General features: G+C 69.3%; 17 protein-coding genes, 1 tRNA gene and 6 pseudogenes. 11 read left to right on the top strand and 13 right to left on the bottom strand.

What is annotated here, in order from left to right; translation table 11 throughout:
* Positions 1–19: 19 nt before the first annotated feature.
* Positions 20–583, bottom strand: coding sequence for a crossover junction endodeoxyribonuclease RuvC (ruvC, locus tag ACFE86_RS04160; protein ID WP_375454061.1), 564 nt, complete (start codon positions 581–583; stop codon positions 20–22).
* A gap of 180 nt (positions 584–763) precedes the next feature.
* Here ruvC and ACFE86_RS04155 point away from each other — a divergent pair, with 180 nt between their 5' ends.
* Complete coding sequence (locus tag ACFE86_RS04155) at positions 764–1,087, top strand: hypothetical protein (RefSeq protein ID WP_375454060.1); 324 nt, start codon at positions 764–766, stop codon at positions 1,085–1,087.
* Positions 1,088–1,100: 13 nt separating this feature from the next.
* On the opposite strand, the gene ACFE86_RS04150 is transcribed toward ACFE86_RS04155, so the two are convergent.
* Positions 1,101–1,847: a YebC/PmpR family DNA-binding transcriptional regulator gene (locus ACFE86_RS04150; RefSeq protein ID WP_375454059.1), complete on the bottom strand. Its 747-nt coding sequence runs from the start codon at positions 1,845–1,847 to the stop codon at positions 1,101–1,103.
* Between the two features lie 172 nt (positions 1,848–2,019).
* On the opposite strand from ACFE86_RS04150, the gene ACFE86_RS04145 reads away from it, so the two are divergent.
* Complete coding sequence (locus ACFE86_RS04145) at positions 2,020–2,253, top strand: hypothetical protein (protein ID WP_375454058.1); 234 nt, start codon at positions 2,020–2,022, stop codon at positions 2,251–2,253.
* 4 nt (positions 2,254–2,257) lie between these two features.
* Here the strand turns inward: ACFE86_RS04145 and ACFE86_RS04140 are convergent, their stop codons facing one another.
* From ACFE86_RS04140 to ACFE86_RS04125, 4 genes are all read right to left on the bottom strand, one after another.
* Positions 2,258–3,001: an HAD-IA family hydrolase gene (locus ACFE86_RS04140; RefSeq protein WP_375454057.1), complete on the bottom strand. Its 744-nt coding sequence runs from the start codon at positions 2,999–3,001 to the stop codon at positions 2,258–2,260.
* Positions 2,995–3,684 carry a ribulose-phosphate 3-epimerase gene (rpe, locus tag ACFE86_RS04135; RefSeq protein ID WP_375454056.1) on the bottom strand — a complete coding sequence of 230 codons (690 nt, stop codon included), beginning with the start codon at positions 3,682–3,684 and terminating at the stop codon, positions 2,995–2,997. Before rpe ends, ACFE86_RS04140 begins: the two co-directional genes overlap by 7 nt.
* A gap of 109 nt (positions 3,685–3,793) precedes the next feature.
* Positions 3,794–4,654: a phosphoribulokinase gene (locus ACFE86_RS04130; protein WP_375454055.1), complete on the bottom strand. Its 861-nt coding sequence runs from the start codon at positions 4,652–4,654 to the stop codon at positions 3,794–3,796.
* Between the two features lie 24 nt (positions 4,655–4,678).
* Entirely contained in the window at positions 4,679–5,737 is a 1,059-nt protein-coding gene (locus tag ACFE86_RS04125) for a class 1 fructose-bisphosphatase (RefSeq protein ID WP_375454054.1), read from the bottom strand.
* A 203-nt stretch (positions 5,738–5,940) separates the two neighbouring features.
* Here ACFE86_RS04125 and ACFE86_RS04120 point away from each other — a divergent pair, with 203 nt between their 5' ends.
* Positions 5,941–6,903, top strand: coding sequence for a LysR family transcriptional regulator (locus ACFE86_RS04120; protein ID WP_375454053.1), 963 nt, complete (start codon positions 5,941–5,943; stop codon positions 6,901–6,903).
* The gene (locus ACFE86_RS04115; protein WP_375454052.1) at positions 6,900–8,129 is read left to right on the top strand and encodes an NAD(P)/FAD-dependent oxidoreductase; all 1,230 of its coding nucleotides are present in this window, start codon (positions 6,900–6,902) and stop codon (positions 8,127–8,129) included. Before ACFE86_RS04120 ends, ACFE86_RS04115 begins: the two co-directional genes overlap by 4 nt.
* 36 nt (positions 8,130–8,165) lie before the next feature.
* Here the strand turns inward: ACFE86_RS04115 and ACFE86_RS04110 are convergent, their stop codons facing one another.
* Positions 8,166–8,348, bottom strand: coding sequence for a hypothetical protein (locus ACFE86_RS04110; RefSeq protein WP_375454051.1), 183 nt, complete (start codon positions 8,346–8,348; stop codon positions 8,166–8,168).
* A 267-nt stretch (positions 8,349–8,615) separates the two neighbouring features.
* Here ACFE86_RS04110 and ACFE86_RS04105 point away from each other — a divergent pair, with 267 nt between their 5' ends.
* Positions 8,616–9,827 (top strand): efflux RND transporter periplasmic adaptor subunit, encoded by a 1,212-nt coding sequence (locus ACFE86_RS04105; RefSeq protein ID WP_375454071.1) that lies wholly within the window; start codon positions 8,616–8,618, stop codon positions 9,825–9,827.
* Between the two features lie 13 nt (positions 9,828–9,840).
* Positions 9,841–12,984 carry an efflux RND transporter permease subunit gene (locus ACFE86_RS04100; protein ID WP_375454050.1) on the top strand — a complete coding sequence of 1,048 codons (3,144 nt, stop codon included), beginning with the start codon at positions 9,841–9,843 and terminating at the stop codon, positions 12,982–12,984.
* 213 nt (positions 12,985–13,197) lie between these two features.
* Here the strand turns inward: ACFE86_RS04100 and ACFE86_RS04095 are convergent, their stop codons facing one another.
* Entirely contained in the window at positions 13,198–13,428 is a 231-nt protein-coding gene (locus tag ACFE86_RS04095; RefSeq protein WP_375454049.1) for a recombinase family protein, read from the bottom strand.
* Positions 13,429–14,098: 670 nt separating this feature from the next.
* Here ACFE86_RS04095 and ACFE86_RS04090 point away from each other — a divergent pair.
* Positions 14,099–14,845, top strand: coding sequence for a TetR/AcrR family transcriptional regulator (locus ACFE86_RS04090; RefSeq protein ID WP_375454070.1), 747 nt, complete (start codon positions 14,099–14,101; stop codon positions 14,843–14,845).
* A 771-nt stretch (positions 14,846–15,616) separates the two neighbouring features.
* Here ACFE86_RS04090 and ACFE86_RS04085 read toward each other — a convergent pair.
* Positions 15,617–16,144 (bottom strand): annotated as a pseudogene (locus tag ACFE86_RS04085) (ISAs1 family transposase); the annotation flags it as partial.
* A 160-nt stretch (positions 16,145–16,304) separates the two neighbouring features.
* Between ACFE86_RS04085 and ACFE86_RS04080 the strand changes: the two are divergent.
* From ACFE86_RS04080 to ACFE86_RS04070, 3 genes and pseudogenes are all read left to right on the top strand, one after another.
* Positions 16,305–16,389 (top strand) — tRNA-Leu (locus ACFE86_RS04080).
* Between the two features lie 85 nt (positions 16,390–16,474).
* Positions 16,475–16,723, top strand: a pseudogene (locus ACFE86_RS04075) (DUF6538 domain-containing protein); the annotation flags it as partial.
* 468 nt (positions 16,724–17,191) lie between these two features.
* Positions 17,192–17,620 (top strand): annotated as a pseudogene (locus ACFE86_RS04070) (transposase); the annotation flags it as partial.
* Here the strand turns inward: ACFE86_RS04070 and ACFE86_RS04065 are convergent.
* Positions 17,579–18,000 (bottom strand): annotated as a pseudogene (locus ACFE86_RS04065) (transposase); the annotation flags it as partial. The pseudogenes ACFE86_RS04070 and ACFE86_RS04065 sit on opposite strands and share 42 nt — an antisense overlap.
* Before the next feature lie 166 nt (positions 18,001–18,166).
* On the opposite strand from ACFE86_RS04065, the gene ACFE86_RS04060 reads away from it, so the two are divergent.
* The gene (locus tag ACFE86_RS04060) at positions 18,167–19,297 is read left to right on the top strand and encodes an acyltransferase family protein (RefSeq protein WP_375454048.1); all 1,131 of its coding nucleotides are present in this window, start codon (positions 18,167–18,169) and stop codon (positions 19,295–19,297) included.
* On the opposite strand, the pseudogene ACFE86_RS04055 reads toward ACFE86_RS04060, so the two are convergent.
* From ACFE86_RS04055 to ACFE86_RS04045, 3 genes and pseudogenes are all read right to left on the bottom strand, one after another.
* A pseudogene (locus tag ACFE86_RS04055) lies at positions 19,262–20,106 on the bottom strand (IS630 family transposase). The gene ACFE86_RS04060 and the pseudogene ACFE86_RS04055 sit on opposite strands and share 36 nt — an antisense overlap.
* An 82-nt stretch (positions 20,107–20,188) precedes the next feature.
* On the bottom strand, positions 20,189–21,298 hold the full coding sequence (locus ACFE86_RS04050) for a GNAT family N-acetyltransferase (protein WP_375454047.1): 1,110 nt from the start codon (positions 21,296–21,298) through the stop codon (positions 20,189–20,191).
* A 372-nt stretch (positions 21,299–21,670) separates the two neighbouring features.
* Positions 21,671–21,880: pseudogene (locus ACFE86_RS04045) on the bottom strand (IS5/IS1182 family transposase); the annotation flags it as partial.
* Positions 21,881–22,127: the final 247 nt, after the last annotated feature.

Raw genomic sequence — 22,127 nt, 5'->3', positions numbered from 1 at the left:
CGGCCCCCGTGTCCCTGCGTCAGCCGAGCTTGGCCAGCGCCGCCGCGATCCGCGCGGCGCCGGGGCCGGCGGCGTCCGGCGGCGGGTTGGCGCGCTTCAGCGCATGCGCGCCGCGATGGTTGACGTGGGTGATGGCGATGGCGAGCGCGTCGGCCGCGTCCGCGAGCCTGAACTCCGCCTTCGGCAGCAGGAACCGCACCATCGCCTGGATCTGGGCCTTCTCCGCGTGGCCCGAGCCGCAGACCGATTTCTTGACGAGGTTGGCCGCGTATTCGAACACCGGCACGCCGGCCAGCGCCGGCACCAGCAGGGCGATCGCCCGCGCGTGGCCGAGCTTCAGCGTCGCCTGCGCGTCCTTGTTGACGAAGGTCTCCTCCACCGCGACCTCGTCGGGCGCGAAATCCCGGACGATCCGCGTGATGCCCGCGTGCAGTTCGCGCAGCCGCAGGGCGAGCGCCAGGTCGCCGTCCGAGGCGACGACGCCGCAATCGACATACGTCAGCTTGGCCCCCGTCACCGTCACCACGCCCCAGCCGGTGCGGCGCAGGCCCGGATCGATGCCGAGGACGCGGATGGGGGTCATGGACGGGACCTGATCGGAACGGCGCGGGGACCGCATCCGCTCGACCCTCGGCACATAGCGTGAACGAAGGCTTTCGCCAAACCGGCGCGGGACCGGTTTCCGAAGCGGGCCCGATTGGTCTATCCTTCGTGCGAGGGCCAGCCGAACCGGTCCGGGCCGATCACGCATGGGGGCTGGCGGATGACCATCGAGTGGCTCGTGCCGACCGCGTGGCTTTTGCCGACCGCGTCGCTCTTGCCGACCCTGGCCTTCCTGGCGCCGCTGCCGCCGATGCGGCCGGAGCCGCCCAAACCGCTGCGCGGGAACGAGTGGGCAGCCACCGTGGTGATCGGCAGCGTGTGCCTGATGATGGTGCTGCCGATGATCACGATCTGGAGCTTCTGGGGACCGCACGATTCCTTCCGGGTGCGCTGCGAGGCCTCGGGCGGCCACGTGGTGCAGGACCCGGCGGCCGGCGTCGCCCCGTATCGGTGCGATCGCAGCGGGTCGGCAGCCTCACGCTGAGGACCGCCCGCGCTCACGCCTCGAGCTTGGCCACCAGCGCGTCGGAGAGCGCGAAGTTGACGTAGACGTTCTGCACGTCGTCCTGGTCCTCGATCACCTCGACGAGGCGGACCAGCTTCTCGCCGGTCTCGTCGTCGACGTCGAGCGTGTTCTGGGGCTTCCAGACGAGGCCGGTGCGGGTCGGCTCGCCGAAGCGGGCCTCCAGCGCCCTGGCGACCTCGCTGAGCGCATCCTGCGCGCAGAACACCGCGTGGCCGGCCTCGTCCGAGCGCACGTCGTCGGCGCCGGCCTCGATCGCCGCCTCCAGCATCGCGTCGGCATCGGCCACCGAAGCGGAGAAGCCGACGACGCCCACGCGATCGAACAGGAAGGCAACGGCGCCGGTCTCGGCGAGGCTCCCGCCGGACTTGGTGAAGGCCGAGCGCACGTCGCTGGCCGTGCGGTTGCGGTTGTCGGTCTGCGCCTCGACGATCAGCGCAGCCCCGCCCGGGCCGTAGCCCTCGTAGCGGATCTCTTCGTAGCTCTCGCTGTCGGCGCCGGACGCCTTCCTGATCGCCCGCTCGATGTTGTCCTTCGGCACGTTCTCGGCGCGTGCCGCCAGGATCGCGGCGCGCAGACGCGCGTTCATCGCCGGGTCCGGGACGCCGAGCTTGGCCGCCACCGTGATCTCGCGGGCGAGCTTGCCGAACAGCTTCGAGCGGACGGCGTCCACCCGACCCTTGCGGTGCATGATGTTCTTGAACTGGGAATGGCCGGCCATGGCGTCGCGCGCTTCTTGTCGTTGGCGGCGGAGAGCGGTCGCCCTCGACGCCGCCGGGCGGGGAATGCCGGCGTTTATACGCTCGCGGGGCTGGGCGAGGCAACGCGGATGGCCCGCCCGAGGATGATCGCACCGGCGTGGAAGGATCGGGCGCGCCGGGCGTTCACGCAGCATGGTCGATCGCAGCACCGACGAGGACTGGATGCGCAGGCAGGTCGATACCGATCCCGGTGCGCGGAGCGGCTTCCACCGGCGCGCCGCCGGCGGCATGACGGCGACCGATCGGACATGGCTGACGCTCGGCCTCGCCGCCGCCCTCGGGCTGGTCGCCGGGGCGACGCTGTTTGCGACCGAGGCGCAGGGGCGCGACGCGGCACGGCACCGGCCGGCCCGCCGGCCGCGCTGACGGGTCAGGCGGTCGCGTGCCAATCCTTCAGCGCCGCCAGCGTCACGACGCCGTCCGGCCAGGTCGCGCCGCGTATATGCCGATGCGGCCGGCCCGGCTCCCCGAGGTCGGACACCGCGGAGAACGCGCCGTCGAGCCGGTGGCTCCCGGTGTAGCGGCTGCGGGTGGCGAGCACCGGCAGGCCGGCATCCAGCGCCGAGCGGATGCCGGCGGCGGAATCCTCGAAAGCGATCGCCTCCGACGCAGCGATCCCGAGGCGCCGCACCGCCAGATCGAAGATGTCCGGCGCCGGCTTCTTGCGCGCCGCCTCGTCGCCCGAGGCGATGACGTCGAACGGCCGGTCGCCGGCGGGGAAGTTGACGGCGATCAGGCTGTCCACGTTGGGCCGGCTCGTCGTCGTGGCGACCGCGAGCAGGACGCCCGTGGAGCGCGCTTCCGCGACGAGCCGCGCGATGCCGGGCCGGAGCGCCAGCGCCCCGTCCGCGACGAGTCTGCCGTAGATGTGGGTCTTGAGGTCGTGGATCTCCGCTATCCGGGCGCGCAAGGGGGCGGCGTCGGCGTGGCGGGTCGCGATGTAGTGGGCGAGCCGTTCCTTGCCGCCCATCACCGCGAGCAGGTCGGCGTAGAGTCCCGCATCCCAGGTCCAGGGCAGGCCGAGCATGGCGAAGGCGCGGTTGAACGCCTGCCGGTGCAGGTCCTCGGTCTCGGCGAGCGTGCCGTCGACGTCGAAGATCAGCGCCTTCAGCATGAAAACGCGTCGCCGCCGGTCGCCGCCTCGGCCCCGGCGCGGACCGCGGCGATCCGCGCCGCGTAGTGCGCCGGACCGTCCTTGAACACGGCGTTGCCGGCCACGAACACGTTGGCGCCGGCCGCGGCGGCGCGAGCGGCCGTCCCGGGATCGATGCCGCCGTCGACCTGGATGTCGATGGCGCGTCCGGCCGCCATCGCCCTGACCCGCGCCACGGTCTCCAGGGCGCTCGCCAGGAAGCTCTGGCCGCCGAAGCCCGGGTTCACGGTCATCACCAGGACGAGTTCGGCGATGTCGAGCAGCGGTTCGATGGCCGCGGCCGGGGTGCCGGGGTTGATCGCGACGCCCGCGCGCTTGCCCAAGCCCTTGATGGCCTGGAGCGAGCGGTGGATGTGCGGGCCGGCCTCGACATGGACGGTGATGCCGTCGGCGCCGGCCTCGGCGAAGGCGGCGAGGTAGGGGTCGGCCGGCGCGATCATCAGGTGGACGTCGAAGAAGGTTTTCGCGTGCGGTCGCAGGGCCTTCACGACCGGCGGGCCGAAGGTGATATTGGGCACGAAATGCCCGTCCATCACGTCGAGGTGAATCCAGTCGGCGCCGGCCGCGACGAGGCTGCGCGTCTCTTCGCCCAATCGCGAAAAGTCGGCGGACAGGATCGAGGGGGCGATGATGGCCTTGGTCATGCGGGGCGTTCCGGGACGGGAGGCGACGATGCGCGCTCGCGCGGGGCTGATGATGCGTCCGGACGACGGCCCTGACCAGCCGGACGTCCGTCCGCCACGACGTGTCCGCTCAGGCCAGCCGCCGCTTGCGCTCGACCAGTTGCATGATGATCGGCGTGAGGATGAGCTGCATCGCCAGATCGAGCTTGCCGCCGGGGATGACGATGGAGTTGGCCCGGCTCATGAAGCTGCCCTCCAGCATCGAGCGCAGGTACGAGAAGTCGATGCCCTTCGGGTCCTTGAAGCGGATCACCACCATCGATTCATCGGCCGTCGGAATCCAGCGGGCGATGAACGGGTTCGAGGTGTCGACGGTGGGCACCCGCTGGAAGTTGATGTCCGTCCACGAGAATTGCGGGCAGATCGTCTGCACGTAGTCCGGCATCCGGCGCAGGATCACGTCGGTGACGGCGTCCGTCGAGTAGCCGCGGAACGAGCGGTCCCGGTGCAGCTTCTGAATCCATTCGAGGTTGATGACCGGCACCACGCCGATCTTGAGGTCGGGGTAGCGCGCGAGATCGACGCTCTGGTCGACGACGCAGCCGTGCAGGCCCTCGTAGAACAGCAGGTCCGAGCCGGGCTCGAACGCCTCCCAATCCGAGAAACCGCCCTGGCGGATGCGATAGCGCGCGGCGTCCTCGGCATCGTGGGCGTAGTGCCGGGTGCGGCCCTCACCGGATTCGCCGTAGCGGCGGAACACCTCCTCCAACTCCGGCAGCAGGTTGGCGCGGGGGGCGAAGTGCGACAGCGTTGGCTCGGCGGCCATCATCGCGTGCATGGTCTCGCGGTCGAAGGCGTGGAAGCCGTCGCCCTCGATGTAGACCGCCGACACGTCCTCGCGCCGGAAGATCTGCTCGAAGGTGTTGCGCACCGAGGTCGTGCCGGCGCCCGAGGAGCCGGTGACGGAGATGATCGGGTGGCGGGCCGACATGCGGTTACGCGGCGACGGCTGCGGTCACGAGCGCATCAGCCCGCGCTGGCCGAACAGCGGCGAGCGCCCGGCGGCGTGGTTGCGCCCGTCGTAGTACTTGGCGACGCAGGCGACCTCCTCGACCGAGCCGAACACCAGCGGGACGCGCTCGTGGATGCCGGTTGCCGCGATGTCGAGGATGCGGCGCTCGCCGTCGGTGGCGCCGCCGCCGGCCTGCTCCACCAGCATGGCGACCGGCGCGGCCTCGTAGAGCAGGCGCAGGCGCCCCTGCGCGTAGCCCTTCCGCCCGTCGCCGGGATACAGGAACACGCCGCCGCGCATCAGCACGCGCTGCGCGTCGGCCACCAGCGAGCCGAGCCAGCGCATGTTGAAGTCCTTGTCGCGCGGCCCCTCGGCGCCGCGCAGGCAATCCTCGATGAACGCCTTGATCGGCCCGTCCCAGTGCCGGGCGTTCGAGGCGTTGATCGCGTATTCCTTGGCCGCGACCGGCACGTCGAGCGCGGCGTGCGTCAGCCGGAAGGCGCGCTCTGCGCGGTCGAGGACGTAGACCTGCGTGCCGCGGCCCAGCGTCAGCACCAGGGCGGTCGCCGGCCCGTAGGTGACGAAGCCGGCGGCGACCTGCGCGGTGCCGGGGGTGGTGAACGAGGCGATCGGGTCGCCCTCCACGACGACCGTCGGGCGGATGCCGAAGATCGTGCCGACGGCCATGTTGACGCCGATGTTCGACGAGCCGTCGAGCGGGTCGATCGCGACGGCGAGCGGCGCCCCGGCGTTCAGGTGCATCACGCCCTCGGCCTCCTCGGAGGCGACCTCGGCCACCGGCGCCCCCCGCAGCGCCGCGGTGACGCGCTCGTGGGCGATCACGTCGAGCGCCTTCTGCACGTCGCCGTCGCTGTTGTGCTCGCCCGTGGCCGCCAGATCCCCGCCGAGCGCGCCGCGGCCGATCACGTCGCCGATGTCGATGGCGGCCTCGGCGATCGCGGCGATCACGGCGGCGGTGTCCCCGAGCCCCGGCTCGCCCGCGACGGCCTCGGCGAGGCAGGCGTCGAGCCGAGATCCGAGTGCCGCTGATCCTGTCGCCATCCGCCCGACCCTTCCCGCTGGAACTCTGCCCGCCGGACATCCCGCCGCACCGGCGTTCGAGACCCGGCCCGCGCCGCATGCTCTACGCGCCGCGCCACCGCCATGATACCGCCCGGCGTGCCGCGATCACCAGGGACCGTCGCGGCGCGCTCAACAAATCTAAGACATCTTGCGGCGGCCTACAAAAAAACTAGAAACGCCCGATGCGCAACCTGTCCCTCAAGCAGCTCCAGGCAGTCGCCGCGGTGGCCCGGCTCGGCACCATGACGCGGGCCGCGCAGGAGCTCAACGTCACCTCGGCGGCCCTCTACGCCCGCATCCGCCAGTTGGAGGAGGAGGCGGGCCTGCTGCTATTCGACCGCACGCCCACCGGCCTGAAGCCGACGGACGCCGGCCGCGAGATGCTGTGGGCGATCGACGGCATCAACACCGTGCTGGAAACCTGCGCCGACCGCCTCCGGACCCTGAAGGGCGGCGCCGGCGGGCGGGTGACGATCGGCGTGGTCTCCACCGCCAAGTACTTCGCGCCGCGGGTGATCGCTGGCTTCGTCGAGCGCCATCCCGGCGTCGAGATCAACCTCTCGGTGCGCAACCGCGGCAACACCGTCGAGGCCCTGCGCAACTACGAGATCGACTTCGCGATCATGGGGCGCCCCCCGCGCGACTTCGCGATCGAGGCCGAGATCTTCGGGCCGCATCCGCTGGTGCTGATCGCCGACCCCGGCCATCCGCTGAGCCGCCGCCGCGGGCTGGCCCGGGCCGACATCGCCGAGGAGGCGTTCCTCGTGCGCGAGGACGGCTCGGGCACCCGCACGGTGTTCGAGGAGTTCATGAGCGGCATCATCATCAGGCGGGCGAAGCTCGGCATCGATTCCGGCTCGAACGAGACGATCAAGCAGGCGGTGATGGCGGGCCTCGGCATCGCGCTGCTCTCGGCCCACACGGTGGCCGCGGAGGTCGAGAGCGGCCGCCTCGTGCTGCTCGACGTCCAGGGCCTGCCGATCCGGCGCGACTGGTACGCGGTCCGCCGGGCCGACAAGGTGCTGGGCCCCGCGGCCGCGGCCTTCTGGGACTACCTGATGCGCGACGGCGCGCGCTGGTTGCCGGGGGTCGACCTGCCGGGTTTCGCCGCGCTCGCCCCGGCTTCAATGGGTGCCGTATCGTGAGCGCGGCGGGCGTCGTCGTCGTCGGCGCGGGCCAGGCGGGCTTCCAGGTCGCCGCGTCGCTGCGCGAGGCGGGGTTTTCCGATCCCGTGACGCTCGTCGGCGACGAGCCGGGACTGCCCTACCAGCGGCCGCCGCTGTCGAAGGCGTACCTCGCCGGCAGGACCGATGCCGAAGGGCTCGACCTGCGCCCGGCTGCGTTCTTCGCAGAGCACCGCATCGCGCTTCGGGCGGGCGTGTGGGCCGCCGCGATCGACCGGGCGGCCCGGACGCTGCGGCTCGGCGACGGCGATGGGCTCGCCTACGACCACCTCGTGCTCGCCACCGGCGCACGCAACCGCCCGCTGCCGGTTCCGGGCGCCGACCTCCGAGGCGTGCGGCAACTGCGCGGGCTGACGGATGCGGATGCGCTCCGCGCCGCGCTCGGCGACGCCCGCCGCATCGTGGTGGTCGGCGCCGGCTTCATCGGGCTCGAATTCGCGGCGGTCGCCGCCGCCCGCGGCCTCGACGTCACGGTCATCGAGGCCGCCGGCCGGCCGATGGCGCGGGCGGTCTCCGCCGAGACCGGCGCGTTCTTCCGCGGCGCCCACGAAGGGATCGGCGTCCGCTTCGCCTTCGATGCCGCGATCCTGGCGATCGAGGGCGAGGCGGGACGGGTTGCCGCGGTTCGCCTGTCGGACGGCCGGTCCGTGCCGGCCGATCTGGTCGTGGTCGGGATCGGCGTGCTGCCCAATCAGGAGATCGCGGCCGAGGCCGGACTCGCCGTCGCCGACGGCATCCGCGTCGATGCGTTCCTCACGACCATCGACCCGGCGATCTCGGCGATCGGCGATTGTGCCCGCTACCCGAGCCCGTTCGGCCTCGGACACGACGGCACCATCCGGATCGAATCGGTGCAGAACGCGATCGACCAGGGCCGCTGCCTCGCCGCGCGACTCGGCGGACGACCGGCGGCTTATGCCGCATTGCCCTGGTTCTGGAGCGACCAGGGCCGCCACAAGCTTCAGATCGCGGGTCTCGCGGCGCCGTCCGATGCGGGCGTGCTCCGCGGTTCCGGCGATGCCTTCTCGGTGTTCCGGTTCCGCGGCGACCGTCTGACCGCGGTGGAATCGGTCAACCGCGGCGGCGACCACATGATCGCCCGGCGGCTCCTCGGCGCCGGGCGGGCTTTGACCGCCGCAGAGGCGGCCGATCCGCGCTTCGATCTCAAGGCGCTGGCCATGGGCTGACCCCCGCGAGGTCCGCTAGGTCCGGGCGGCGGACGCTCAGGAGATCAGGTCGAGCTTGGCGGCCTCGAGCCCGTCGCCCCGCACCGCATCCGGCAGCGCCGAGAAGTCGCGGTAGCCGGCCTCGCGCGCCATCGCGTCGAGGGCGGTCTGCTCGTCGTCGGCCGAGCCGGTCCAGAGGACCGCGCCGTTCTTCTTCTGACGGACCTGGAAGATGCTCATCGGACGCCCGCAGCTTGGTGAATAGCATTTTAACGTGCTCGACGCGCGCCGGTTGCCAATATCGCGTGCTGAAGCTTTGCTCCTCGCGCCTGCGGCCATCCTGCATCCGATTGCGGACGACGGCCGGCCCTTCCCCGGTGTAGGGTCGGGCCGGCGGACGGCTGGCGCCGGGACGCGCTGCCTTGAGGCGCGGCCATGAAATCGCCGGGCTGCACGGCGACACGGGATGCCGGGCGTTCCGACGCCGGCGAGCGAGACGTGACCGTGATCTTTCCTATCGTTGCCGCCCTGCGCGTCGCCGGCCTCGCGACCCTCCTGTCCGCGGTCGCGCCGCCTGCGCAGGCGGTCGAGACCGCCGCGGTTCCGGAACCGCAGGCGATCGCGCCCGCGATCACCGTCGTGCCGGCCGAGACCCGCGAGATCGTCGAGCGTGCGGTGATCACCGGCACCCTGGTGCCGCGCGACGAGATCCTCGTCTCACCCGAGATCGAGGGTTTTCGCATTACCGCGTTGCTGGCCGAGGAAGGCGACCGCGTCGCCGCGGGCCAGGTGCTCGCAGAACTCTCCACCGAGATGATCGCGACGCAGGAGGCCTCGAACGTCGCGGCTCTGGCCCGCGCGGAGGCGGCCATCGTCCAGGCGCGGAGCCAGATCGTGCAGTCGGAGGCGGCCCAGACCGAGGCGCGGCTGTCGCTGGAGCGGGCGCAGGCCCTGATCAAGACCGGGAACGCCACCGCCGCCATCCTGGAGCAGCGCGTCTCCGCGGCGCAGAGTGCCGACGGCAAGCTCGCCGCCGCCCGCGGCGGGCTCCAGGCATCCGAGGCGGATCTTGCCACGGCGAAGGCGGCCGGCGCCGAGATCGCCCTGCGGCGCGCCCGCGCCGCGATCCGCGCCCCCGAGGCCGGCATCGTCAACCGCCGCACCGCCCGCGTCGGCGGCATGGCGAGCGGCGTCGGCGAGCCGCTGTTCCGCCTGATCGCCCGCGGCGAGATCGAGCTGGAAGGCGAGGTGCCCGAGGGCTGGCTGCCCCGCATCAAGGTCGGCGATCCGGCACGCCTCGACCTCGACGACGGGCGCGAACTCGCCGGCAAGGTCCGCCGCGTCTACCCGGAGGTCGACCGGACGACGCGGCTCGGCAAGGTCCGCATCGCGCTCGGCGACGATCCGGCTCTGCGCATCGGCGCCTTCGGCCGCGGCAGCGTCGAGGTGGCGCGGCGGACCGGCGTGTCGGTCCCGGTCTCGAGCCTGCTGTTCTCCGCCGACGGAAGCGCCGGCGTGCTGGCGGTGCGGGACGGGCGCGTCGAGGCGCGCAAGGTCGTGACCGGCCTCTCGGCGGATGGGTTTTCCGAAGTGCGCAGCGGGTTGTCGGCCGGCGAGACGGTCGTCGCCCGCGCCGGCAGCTTCCTGCGCGACGGCGACCGTGTGCGGGCCGTGCCGCCCAAGGCGGCGACGCCGCTGGCCGACGCGACGGCACGATAGAGGGCCGAAACAGATGCGCCTGAACGTCTCCGCCTGGGCGATCCGCCGGCCGCTGCCCTCGATCGTGCTGTTCCTCGTGCTGATGCTGCTCGGGCTCGTCAGCTTCCGCAGCCTGCCGATCACCCGGTTCCCCAACATCGACATCCCGATCGTCTCCGTGACGATCACGCAATCCGGCGCCGCGCCGTCCGAGCTCCAGACCCAGGTCACCAAGTGGGTCGAGGATTCGGTGGCCGGCGTGAAGGGCGTCAAGCACATCCTCTCGACCATCACCGAGGGGTCGTCGGTCACCACCATCGAGTTCCGGCTCGAAGTGAACAGCGATCGCGCGGTCAACGACGTCAAGGACGCGGTCTCGAAGATCCGCCTCAACCTGCCGCGGACCATCGACGAGCCGATCATCAACCGCGTCGAGATCGCCGGCCTGCCGATCATGGTCTACGGCGCCTCGGCGCCCGCGATGACGCCCGAGGACCTGTCGTGGTTCGTCGACGACGTCGTCGCCCGCGGGATCCAGGGCGTGAAGGGCGTCGGCGGCGTCGAGCGGCTCGGCGGCGTCGCCCGCGAGGTCCGCGTCACCCTGAAGCCCGACCGGCTGCTGGCGCTCGGCATCACCGCGGCCGACGTGAACCGCCAGCTCCGCCTGACTTCGGCCGACATGGCCGGCGGGCGCGGCGAGGTCGGCGGCCAGGAGCAGTCGATCCGCACGCTCGCGGCCTCGGCCACCCTCGACACGCTCGGCGCGACCACGATCGTGGTGCCCGGCAACCGCAAGGTGCGGCTCGACGAACTCGCGACGCTCACCGACACCGCCGAGGAGCCGCGCACCTTCGCCCGCTTCAACGGCGAGCCGGTGGTCGCCTTCGCGATCTCGCGCTCCTCCGGCGCGAGCGACGCGGAAGTCTCAGTCGGCGTCGCGCAGAGAATCGCGGTGCTGCACGCGGCCAATCCGGAGGTGCGCTTCGACCTGATCGACACCTCCGTCACCAACACGGTGGGCAACTACCACTCGGCGATGCTGGGGCTGCTCGAAGGCTCGGCGCTCGCGGTGATCGTCGTGCTGCTGTTCCTGCGGGACTGGCGGGCGACGCTGATCGCGGCCGTCGCGCTGCCGCTCTCGGTGCTGCCGACCTTCTGGGTGATGAGCACGCTCGGCTTCTCGCTGAACGCCGTGAGCCTGCTTGCGATCACGCTGGTGACCGGCATCCTCGTCGATGACGCCATCGTCGAGATCGAGAACATCGTCCGCCACATGCGGATGGGCAAGACGCCCTACCGCGCGGCGCTGGAGGCGGCCGACGAGATCGGGCTCGCGGTCATCGCGATCACCGCGACGATCATCGCGATCTTCGCCCCCGTCTCGTTCATGGGCGGCATCGCCGGGCAGTACTTCAAGCAGTTCGGCCTGACGATCGCGGCCGCCGTGTTCATGTCGCTGCTGGTCGCGCGCCTGATCACGCCGCTGCTCGCCGCCTACTTCCTGCGCGACCACGGGCCCGACCACACCCGCGAGGGCGTGGTGATGCGCGCCTACACCCACCTCGTGGCGTGGTCGGTGCGGCACAAGTTCGTGACGCTGGTGGCGGGCCTTGCCTGCTTTGCCGCCTCGATCATGTCCACCGGCCTCCTGCCGGCGGGCTTCCTCCCGGCCGAGGACGCGGCCCGCACCCTGTTCGTGGTCGAGCTGCCGCCGGGCGCCAAGCTCGCCGAGACTGCCCGCGTCACCGACGGGCTGGTGGAGAAGATCCGCGGCCTGCCGGAAGTCCGCAGCGTCTTCGTCGACGGCGGCCGGCAGTTGCCGGGCAAGAAGGAGGTCAGGCTTGCCAGCCTCACCATCAACCTGACGCCGAAGAACACCCGTCACCGCACGCAGAAGGAGGTCGACGTCGCAGTCGGCGCGATCTTGCGCGATGTGCCCGACATCCGCTTCTGGGCGCTGCGCGAGGGCGGCCAGCGCGACCTCGCGCTGATCCTCTCGGGGCCGGACAAGGCGGTGGTCGCCGACGTGTCGCAGCGCCTCCAGCGCGAGGCGGCAGGCGTCCCTCACCTCGTCAACGTCATCTCGACGGCGCCGCTCGACCGCACCGAGATCCGCATCCGCCCGAAGGCCGGGGTCGCGGCCGACCTCGGCGTCTCGACCGACCTCATCGCCGAGACGGTGCGCGTTGGCACGATCGGCGACATCGGCGCGAACTTGGCCAAGTTCAACGCAGCCGACCGACAGGTGCCGATCCGGGTGCAACTTCCCGAGATCTTGCGCGGGAACCTGAGCCAGTTGGAGACCCTCAAGGTCCCGGTGAAGGGCGGTACCGCCGTGCCGCTCTCGACGGTGGCCGACATCTCGCTCGGCCAGGGCCCGACGGCGATCGACCGCTACGACCGGGCGGTCCGCGTGGCGCTGGAGGGCGACATGCAGGGCTCGGACGCGCTCGGCTCGCTCATCGATCAGGTGATGAAGCTGCCGACGGCCACCAGCCTGCCGCCGGGCGTGACCATCAGCCAGACGGGCGATGCCGAGGTGATGGGCGAGGTGTTCTCCGGCTTCGCGCTCGCCATGGGCGCCGGGCTGATGATGGTGTTCGGGGTGCTCATCCTGCTGTTCGGCTCGTTCCTGCAGCCGATGACCATCCTGTTCTCGCTGCCGCTCTCGATCGGCGGCGCGATCCTCGGCCTGCTCGTGTTCCACAAGCCGATCTCGATGCCGGTGGTGATCGGAATCCTGATGCTGATGGGGGTGGTGACCAAGAACGCGATCATGCTCGTCGACTTCGCCGTCGAGGAGATGGCCCGCGGCGTCGACCGCGCCACCGCGATCATTGATGCCGGCCGCAAACGCGCGCGGCCGATCGTGATGACGACGATCGCCATGGCCGCCGGCATGGTGCCCTCGGCGATGGCGCTCGGCATCGGCGGCGAGTTCCGCGCGCCGATGGCGATCGCGGTGATCGGCGGCCTCATCGTCTCCACCGGGCTGTCGCTGGTGTTCGTGCCGGCGATCTTCGTGCTGATGGACGACCTCTCGCGCCTGATCACCCGCGTCTTCTCCCGCTTCGTCGGCGAGCGCGACGACCCGGACGACGAAGCGACCGCTCAGCCCGGTTATGCGGCGAACGACGGGCGGATCTATCCGGCCCCGCCGCGGGTGGCGGCGGAGTAGGGGATGGAGTTCTCGGCGGCGGTATTTCCGATCAAAGGGTATGGGTTGCCTTCGCGCGACGCAGAATCGGTTTTAAGAGCTCGTTAAGCTTGCTGGCGGCGGAAGGCCCTTCGGCTGCCCGAACGTCTCCCGCACCTGTGCCACGAACGCCTCGGCCTGCGCGACAGCCCATGCGGCGTCGCCCGACCACCGCTAGAGCCGTGTCCGATCACTTTAGGTCGGGCACGGCTCCAGGTCCTTGTTTTGACGTGCTTGCCTGCGACGAACCGGCATCCACTTCGTCGGAGTGCGCTCTAGGAGGCGGGCAAGCTGCTGACGGTCAGCGCGCGCACCGCCCACCGTGTCACGGAACACTTTTTCACACCCGGCAGCCTGCAGCCCCTCCAGTTGGGCGTCGAGGGTCTGGCCGTCAGTCTCCACAAGATCATAGCCGTACACGGTCATGCTATCAGCCTAGCAAGATCAGCATACTTAAATGAAAGTATCTTTTGATAAGATGGACCTTTGAGAAATTGGCCTCTCGGTCTTATGCAAAAGTCCTGATTTGCGCATGGCGCCGCATGCCGTACGCGGGGCAGCGTCGTGGTATTCATCGGCAAGGAGTCTTTGTCCCTCCTCACTCTGCCGGCGCCACCGTCGCCGCCTGCACGTTCGCGCGCAGCGAGGCCGCGGCGAAGCCCTCGGTCTTTATCGCCTCGACGAAGCGCCTGAGATAGACGTCGGGCGCGGTGAAGGCGATGCGGTCGGCGCGCGTTCGCGGACGCTCGCCGACGGCTCCTCGGCGCGTGCCGCGGAGCCGAGGATGATTGCGAGGGCGAGCATCGCCGGAAGGCTTCGCATGGTCCCTCCGGCCTTCACGACGCGGTCATCTGGATGAGCGGCTTTGCGGAAGGGCGGGATAAGCGCGGACGGGTTCTCGGGCATCGGTGAGCGGCCTGCTGCGGCAAGCCCGCGCGAAGGCACTGCCAGCCGACGGGTCCGTACCTACATAAGGGCGGCCTGCATATCGCCACCGAGCCCGCGCTGGATCGGGACGGGGGCCGGACAAGGCTTCGGGCCGCCCGCTCCCGACGGGGCGGTCGCCTTGAGACGACGGACGAGGAGAGACCGCATGATCGAGACCGCAGGCTCGCCGCGCAGGGGCCGCAAGGCGGCTGTTCCGCCCGGCCCCGAGACCGCCGCTCCGACGAGGCCGCCGCGCGAGGCCGCGATCGAGGCGCTGATGCGGCTTGCCGCCGAGCAGCCGTGGAACGACATCGAGGTCGGCGACATCGCCCGCGAAGCCGGCTTGAGCCTCGCCGAACTCCGGGAGCTTTTCCCCTCGAAGGGCGCGGTGCTCGGCGGCCTGTCGCGGACCATCGACCGCACGGTGCTGGAGGCGGACGGCTCCGACCTCGCCGAGGAGCCGACGCGCGAGCGCCTGTTCGACGTGCTGATGCGCCGCCTCGACGCGATGACGCCCTACAAGCCGGCGCTGCGCCGGATCGCGTATGCCCTGCGCGGCGACCCGCTCTCGATGCTCGCGCTGAACGGCCTCGCGCTCAATTCGCACCGCTACATGCTGGCGGCGGCCGGCATCGACACCGAGGGGCCGCTCGGCCGGCTCAAGCTCCAGGGCGTGGTGATCGCCTTCGCGCGCGTCGTCGAGACCTGGCTGGACGACGACGACCCGGCGCTGGCCAGGACCATGGCGCGGCTCGACAAGGAGATCCGCAAGGGTGAGCGTTTCATGGAGCGCGCCGAGGACGCCCGCCGCCTCGTCGCCCCGCTCCGGGCGCTCGGACGCGCGCTTCTCGACCGTCGTCCCGGCCGCCGCAGCGTCCCGGACGCGGAACAGGCCGAGCCCGCCTCCGGGATCTGAGCGTCGACCGGCACGCCGGGGGGGCAGGGACAAGGTCGGCGATGGAGCGGGGCTTCTTACGCCCGGCCCGGGCTCGGGCATCCGCGCGGGTGGCGCCCCGCAGGCCGGCACCATCCGCCGCCGGCCTCGTTTCAAGGTCCTGCGCGGCGATCCTCGGCGTCTGATCGACCTGACCGGGCGACGGCATCATCCCGTCGTTCGACAACCCCTACGGTTGAACGCAGGATCGCCGCTCTCCGGTCCTTGGCAATCGCAACCCTGCGCGGTCTCGACGCGAATGCCCGTACCGTGCCGTCGTGCGCCCAGTCCCCGACGGGATTCGGTAGGCAGGTGCGCGCGATACCGTGCACCGCCGGCCATCATCATGCGAGAATTCCGATGGCCGGGTTCATATCCGATCCCGTCTCCTGCGCCCGACCCGCGACGGGCCCGGTCGGGGGCATCCGCCGCGCCTGCGGCTGGCGACCGCGGCGGATCGGCCTTGCACCGCCGTCGGTGTTCGACGGCGATCTCGCTCCCAGGCCGGAACGTTACGCCCTCTTGCCGCCCTCGGCGTCGCGAGTCCGTGGACGCCGCCGGGAAGAGCCACCGGGCGCAGGGCGATCGCTTGAAGGTTTTCACGCGGACTGAGTGACGATGGCCCGGAGATAGTCGTGGTTCCAGGCGGCGGCTTTTCGACGGGTCTTAAGGCTGTCCTTGTCAGATGCTCTGCGGATGAGGTTCATGGCCATGTGTTTGATGGTGGCCATGTTTCTGAGGGCCGTTGTCCTTGCGCAGACGCATGCCCATCGCGCCGATGGTCACCAGGGCGCCGGTGAGATGCAGCCGCTCCAGCAGGAGCGGGATCGCGACGATCTCGTTGGCCTTCTCCCCCACGGCTTCCTGGCCGAGCACCAGGCGCTGGCGCGTGGCCCAGGCCGAGACCACGTGGAGGGGATGGCAGCCCTTGGCGCGGGCGCGGCGCGAACTCTTGCCGTCCACCGCGACGATATCTGGTTCGGCCTCGCCAAGGGCCTCGACCCAACGGGTGAAGCACTTCGAGAACAGGCCCAGATCGAGGGCGTTCAGGACGTCGTTGAGCGTATCGTGCGACGGGATGCCGTGAGCAAACGGCAGCATCGTGCGCAGAGAATCCAGTTTCTCCCGGCCCCAGCGCCGGACCTCGACAAAATCCTCTGCCGCCGCGAGTGTCGCACACAGCACCAGCAGCATGATCTCGGGCAGCGGATAGACCACCTTCCAGTTCTGGCGCGGGTCCTCCAGCGCCGAGAAATGGTCCAACAGCGCCTTGCCCGACATCGGAGACCTCACCGGAAAGAGGCGCCCTAGGAATCACGCAAACCGCAACACCGGAATCCCGTCGCTTCAAGCGATCGCCCTGCCACCCGGCGGAATCGCGATTGACGGGACCGATGGCACCCCCTACACGAGCCCTCGTCCGACCCGGAGCGGTCGGCATGCCCAGGTGGCGGAATTGGTAGACGCGCTGGTTTCAGGTACCAGTCTTGCAAGAGGTGAAGGTTCGAGTCCTTTCCTGGGCACCATTTTTCTGAGAAGCGTCTTCACCTCAGAAACTTAAGCCGGAACAGTGAGTTGTGCTAGGCCGACCGTGCAACAACGGCGTGCCCCATGCTCTTCCGGCTCCCCCGTCCGATGAAGCGGTCAGACTCCTCTCTCCCACAGTTCAAGCATCGCATTCCGGCGGACGTTCGCGCCTTGGCAATTGGCCGGACGTTATCGGTGCCTTTGGGTTCCGAGACCGCCCACGTCACGATTACGGCGAGCATGGCGAGCCTGCGGTTCTCCCTGCGGACGCGAGACCCGAGCGAAGCCAAGGCGCGGCAGGGTCAAGCGGCTGCGGCCGTCGAACGGTTCTGGACCGCTCTGCGCAAATCCCAGCCCGCCACTCTCGACCACAGGCAGGCCACTGCCCTCGCCGGAGACCTCTATCGGGCTTGGGCGGACGCGGGAGCGGATCGCACGGTTGCCATGGTCCACCGCGGGGACGGTCGATGGGAGCGGGACCACAGCACGCCCGATGAAGAGCGAGCCGGCTTTGAAGCCGCCCTCGGGCGACTGGAGACCGCGGCAGAGCACAGCGAACCAGCCGACTTGGAGCACCTTGTCGGACCTCTCGTGGACCGCCTGCTGTTGACCAAAGGCATCGCCAGCGTGGATGCAGAGACTCGCCCGATGCTCTTGGATGCCTTCGTGACCGGCCTTCGGGATGCGTTCGCGGCCCGCAAGCGGAATGCCGAGGGCAACTATAGCCCTGATCCCATTGCAGCCCGCTTCCCCGCTTTTGAGCCACCCCGCACGAAGGAGACGCCACGCCAGCCGCCACCGGCCAAGGCCGCGCGGCGATTGGGCATTGCCGAGAAGCTCGCCGCAGTGATCCCGGATCGTCCTTCGACAGGCTCAGGATGAGGGCGATCTGAGCCGGGTTCTGCATCCGCTGCCCGAGATCCTGCTGGCCCGCATCCTGGCCATCGCCTGCGGCTACGAGGATGCCGACGACCTCGACCATCTGCGCGCCGACCCCGCCTTCAAGCTCGCCTGCGGACGCCTGCCCGAGAGCGGGCCTGATCTGATGAGCCAGCCCACCGTCTCGCGGATGGAGAACACACCCGGCCTGCGTGACCTGATCCGCCTCGGGCGGGTGCTGGTCGACGTGTACTGCGCCAGCTACGCCGTGCCGCCACCCTGGGTATCGACTACACCTGCGACGTGGTACACGGGCATCTCGCCCTGCGCCAGGGTGAGCGAGACCAGAGACTGGCAGTTGACCTGTTTGCCCAGCGCGCCGCAGTACTGGCGCGTCACCCCGACCGCGAGTGTGCCCTTCTTCGGCAGGGCCGTGTCGTCGATCACCAGGCAGGCATCGGGTCCGTCCACCAGCCGATCCGCCTGACGGGCCAGTTCCCTCCAGGGCGGCCCGTCATCCCAGGCCGGGCGGCGATGAAGTGCTGCAACTGGTCGTGGCCCGACAGCCCCAGGCGTACCGCCATCGGCTGAAGGCTCTTGCGATCCCCCGGACCGAGGAGGCCCCGGAGATAGAGCGGTGCCCAGGTACGCCGGGTCTTGCAGCCCATCACCGCCAGAAACGGCGCCAGCCAGGTATCGAACCCGTCTGTCCCCTCGCGATCCTGATCCATCGCCGCCCCCAGAGCCATCCTGGGGGGGGATAACGCGTCACAACCCTCCAAAGTGCCCAGGTAGTGCTAGCCCTTCCAATCGATCCGACACGGTGAGATGAGTGCTGCGACCGAACCGCATCCTCATCGATGGTGCGCATCCATGCTCGCGGCCACAAGGTTAAACATGACGAATGCGAGCTGCCCTCCGCCCGGACCGAGCGGTCCAGGCGAGGTAACTAGTGCAGCCTCGTCCCATCATCTGAAATCAATTCAGTATCTTCGTGCGCTGGCCGCGCTGTTGGTGCTCGTCTACCACCTTGGGCACCAACTGACGCGGCTGGGCTATGCTGGTGCTTGGCCAGACTGGCCGCAGCGCGGGGTCGACATCTTCTTCGTTATTAGCGGCGTCGTCATGTGGCTAACGACCGGGGGACACCAGGGCGGCGTCCTAGCCTTTTATGGACGCCGGATCCTGCGTATCGCACCCCTTTACTACCTTCTCACGACGCTCGCAGTAGTCGTCCTCCTGACTTTTCCCAAGTCCGTCCAGAGCGGGCGCTTCGACCTGGCGCACGTATTCGGTTCGTATTTCTTCGTGCCGGTCTGGCACCCGGTCATCCCGAAGGCGGTCCCACTTCTGGTGCCGGGGTGGACCTTGAACTGCGAGATGGCCTTCTACGCGATCTTCGGCGCGACGCTGTTCCTACCGAGTCGGCTGCGCATCCCGGCCTCCGGCGCGGCGCTCGCGCTGATGGTGCTGGCTGGGATCCATGGGCCCGCCGGGAGCGCGGCCGCATGGCTCTACGGATCAAGCATCCTGCTCGAATTCGTCCTCGGCCTCGTCCTCGGTGCCTTCATCCGGGCTGACCACCTCCTGCCCGTACCCATGGCATGGTGCGCGCTCCTGCTTGGGACGCTCGCGCTCGCGAACTCATTCGCCCCAGAGTCGGCCCGGGTCCTGATAGCCGGACTGCCTGCTCTAGCGATTGTGGCGGGAGCGGTCTCGTTGGAGCGACGGGACCGGATGCCCCTGATCCCAGGCCTGCTCGTCCTGGGGGACGCCTCCTACGCGCTCTACCTCGCGCACGAGATCGTACTATCGGCATTCACTCAACTCGTGATTAGGTCGGGACTCGGCGATCGGGCATGGATTGCGCAGGCCTACGTACCGCTTGGGATTTGCATCTGCGTGGGTTCGGCCGTGATGCTCCGCCGCCACGTTGAGCAGCCAATGCAGCGGCGGCTCGACGGGGCGGTGAGGTGGTCCGGCCTAGCGGCGTCAAAGCGCGCGGTCCGGTTGACCAAGCCGACTTAGAGCCGTTTCCGCTGACGTTGGGTCGAAGGCGTCGTATCCTGCGGCGGCGAGATAGTTGCGGCATTCTTGAGGGTGGAAGGCTTTGAAAGCCTCTTGGATGGCGGCCCAGAGGTCTGGGACGGTGCGCGCAGCAGCGGTGCGTCGCAGTGCTTTCAGCCTGGCGAAGTCTTGCTCGATGGGATTGAAGTCGGGTGCGTAGGAGGGGAGGTAGAGCAGTCGCGCGCCTGCCGCCTCGATGGCCTCGTGCACGCCGGCGACCTTGTGGGAGGGCAGGTGTCGAGGATGACGGTGTCGCCCGGCTTCAGCACCGGGACCAGGGTGTCGGTGACGTAGGCGCGGAAGCACTCACCGTTGGTGGCCCCGTCGAACAGGGTGGTGGCGACGAGACCGCTGGTGCGCAGGGCGGCCGTGACGGTGGTGGTCTTGTAGTGCCCGTGCGGCACGGCGATGCGGCAGCACTCTCCCCCGTGGGGACCGGCCGTAGGGTCGCACCATGGTGGCGGCGGCGGCCGTCTCGTCGATGAAGACGAGGGTGTCCGGATCGAAGTTGGGCTGGGCGGCAAACCACGCTTCGCGTGCGGCTCTCACGTCTCCAAGATCGTCTCGGCGTGGGCTTCGATGGCGGGCGGAGGCCGGTCGCCGCCCACGGGTCTGAGAGCGATCTCACCCTTGTCCCGAAAGCGCGCGTGCCAGCGGATCGTGCTGGCCTTCCCGATACCGAATCGCTCGGCCGCCTGCCGCCGCGAGGATCCCGTTTCGATCGCCTCGATGACGCGCTCGCGCAGATCGACCGACAAAGCTGACCGCATGGCGCTCTCCCTCGAAAGCGCACCATCGAATCAGAACGCGCCCGTCACCGCTACTCCCGACTCAATGCGAAGGGAAACGGCTCTAACGCGCCGAGCGCCGGCGACGGATGTGCGTCGTGACGGCAAAGATCAGCCGGGCCCAGGGTCGCTGCGCGACCCAATATCCGCCCGCGAAAACCGTCTTCTGCGGACGCCAGCGGGTTTTCGACACGTCGGTCCCCGTTCCAAGGTTGAGCACGCGGACGCGGTGTTCGATCGCCCAGCGGATCGCTTCGGCGACGACCGTCGTCATCACGCTGTATCGCCCCCAGTTCGGATCGTAGCCGGAATAATAGAGGTACACTTCATCGCCGAGCACGATGCCGATGCGGGTGGCGACGATTTCCCCCGCGATCACGAGCTGGAAGATCCGTAAGTTGCCCATCCCCGACGATGCAAGACCGTAATCCAGCAGGAACCGGCGTGCGTTGAGATCAGCGAAGACGTCGGGATGAGGGACGGAGTCGCTAGCGTGTGACCGGCGTCGGTGCAGGTCAAGGAAACGGCACAGCGCCGCCTCGGCTTCCCCGGGCTCCGACACGACGCGCAGGGTAAAAGCGTGCCCGTCGCGCGACAGCGAGTTGTAGCATTTGCGCAGGCTCTCCTTGATGTTGCGTGGCAGGCTTGCGCGGAAGGCATCCCAATCGTCCGGCAAGATCAAGTAATGGTTGGACAGCGCGAAAGAGTGACGGAGCGTATCGTAGGGGGGTGTATCATTCGCGCCGTCTTCCAAGCGACGCAATCCGACCCATTGGACCCAGTCCCATTCGAGGCCGGAGGTCTTCCAGTAGTTTTCGAGCGTCGCGAGCACCCTAGCCAAGTCCTCCGGTCGGCAGACCGGGCCGCGCACCTCCGTCAGATTGGCGTCCGCACCGAAGAATTGCAGTTCCTCAGATTTGATCGGCCCGACGGAGGGGCGGCATGTCAGCATCATTGGTGCGACGGCGATGAGCCGGGCGCCGTCCCGGACCGCGAAGACCCGCATGCGGTCATGGGCGCGACGATTGACCCGGGCGAAGTGGCGCCACCAAAGCCTGCACCACAGGGGCGACGTGAACGGAACGCGCGGCGACAGGCTCGCATCAAGCGCGTTCCATTCGGGGTCGAGACGCGCGAGTGCGGTCTCGTCCTGAAGTGTCTCTACGGATAGCACCTTTCAGCTCCTCGTCGGCGGTTCGTCCGCATGGAACACGGCTTTGGGCATTCTGCGCTTGAACCGCGCGACGATTTGGACGGCTGAACGCAGCCATTCGGTGGCGAGGCCCAGGTGCGTTCCCGCAACGCGATATGAATGAACTCGATTGGTGATGCCCCGGCTCCAAAAAAGCTTTTATATTCGTTGCCCGGTCCTAAATCGACATCGATTTTGTGTTCCCGCGCCCATTTCAAGCAATATTCCTTGAGCAATAGGCCCCGGGAATATCGAGTCCCATCCGCACTGAAAGCCGCGAAGATGCATTCAAGGTGTCAATGTCCCGTGCTGACGAATCGAGCCGCCACGATCTGCTCCACCGTGCTTAAGAGCCTATTCCGGTAGGACGGTTCGCCATGTGATGACGGCGCAGGAGAAGTGGAGCAGGGCGGGATAGTTTTCGGACTTCTTATCCCTGCCGATGAGGATGCGGCGGAAGCGGTTGAGCCAGGAATGGGTCCGCTCGACGACCCAGCGGCAGGCCTTCTTGCCGGCCTCGCTCTTTCCTGCGACCTCCTCGCCGCGGGTGAGCAGGTGGCGGGTGACCATATCATGCAGATAAAGATCATACGTCGTACCGATCAGCCATGAGCCAGATTTGCCGGCGCATTTGGCCCAGTGACGCTTGTGCGTCAGCATCCATGTCAGGATGTGCGCGCGCCGGGCGCTCTCCGTGACGACGGCGAAGTCGATCTTGAAGCGTTCCGACATGCCTACCGTCCGGCCGAAAAGGTGCGTCGCGCCGCGCGGGATCGGGCAGAAGGCCGGTTCCTCGGCGTGCTGGTGCAGC

The sequence above is a fragment of the uncultured Methylobacterium sp. genome (genome assembly GCF_964244095.1).
Taxonomy (GTDB): Bacteria; Pseudomonadota; Alphaproteobacteria; order Rhizobiales; family Beijerinckiaceae; genus Methylobacterium.
This window is presented reverse-complemented; position numbering and strand designations above follow the sequence as displayed.

Bases quoted from the DNA above. Each gene is read 5' to 3' on its own strand.
- ruvC (WP_375454061.1), bottom strand. From the start codon at position 583: ATGACCCCCATCCGCGTCCTCGGCATCGATCCGGGCCTGCGCCGCACC.
- ACFE86_RS04155 (WP_375454060.1), top strand. From the start codon at position 764: ATGACCATCGAGTGGCTCGTGCCGACCGCGTGGCTTTTGCCGACCGCG.
- ACFE86_RS04150 (WP_375454059.1), bottom strand. From the start codon at position 1,847: ATGGCCGGCCATTCCCAGTTCAAGAACATCATGCACCGCAAGGGTCGG.
- ACFE86_RS04145 (WP_375454058.1), top strand. From the start codon at position 2,020: ATGGTCGATCGCAGCACCGACGAGGACTGGATGCGCAGGCAGGTCGAT.
- ACFE86_RS04140 (WP_375454057.1), bottom strand. From the start codon at position 3,001: ATGCTGAAGGCGCTGATCTTCGACGTCGACGGCACGCTCGCCGAGACC.
- rpe (WP_375454056.1), bottom strand. From the start codon at position 3,684: ATGACCAAGGCCATCATCGCCCCCTCGATCCTGTCCGCCGACTTTTCG.
- ACFE86_RS04130 (WP_375454055.1), bottom strand. From the start codon at position 4,654: ATGTCGGCCCGCCACCCGATCATCTCCGTCACCGGCTCCTCGGGCGCC.
- ACFE86_RS04125 (WP_375454054.1), bottom strand. From the start codon at position 5,737: ATGGCGACAGGATCAGCGGCACTCGGATCTCGGCTCGACGCCTGCCTC.
- ACFE86_RS04120 (WP_375454053.1), top strand. From the start codon at position 5,941: ATGCGCAACCTGTCCCTCAAGCAGCTCCAGGCAGTCGCCGCGGTGGCC.
- ACFE86_RS04110 (WP_375454051.1), bottom strand. From the start codon at position 8,348: ATGAGCATCTTCCAGGTCCGTCAGAAGAAGAACGGCGCGGTCCTCTGG.
- ACFE86_RS04100 (WP_375454050.1), top strand. From the start codon at position 9,841: ATGCGCCTGAACGTCTCCGCCTGGGCGATCCGCCGGCCGCTGCCCTCG.
- ACFE86_RS04095 (WP_375454049.1), bottom strand. From the start codon at position 13,428: ATGACCGTGTACGGCTATGATCTTGTGGAGACTGACGGCCAGACCCTC.
- ACFE86_RS04060 (WP_375454048.1), top strand. From the start codon at position 18,167: ATGACGAATGCGAGCTGCCCTCCGCCCGGACCGAGCGGTCCAGGCGAG.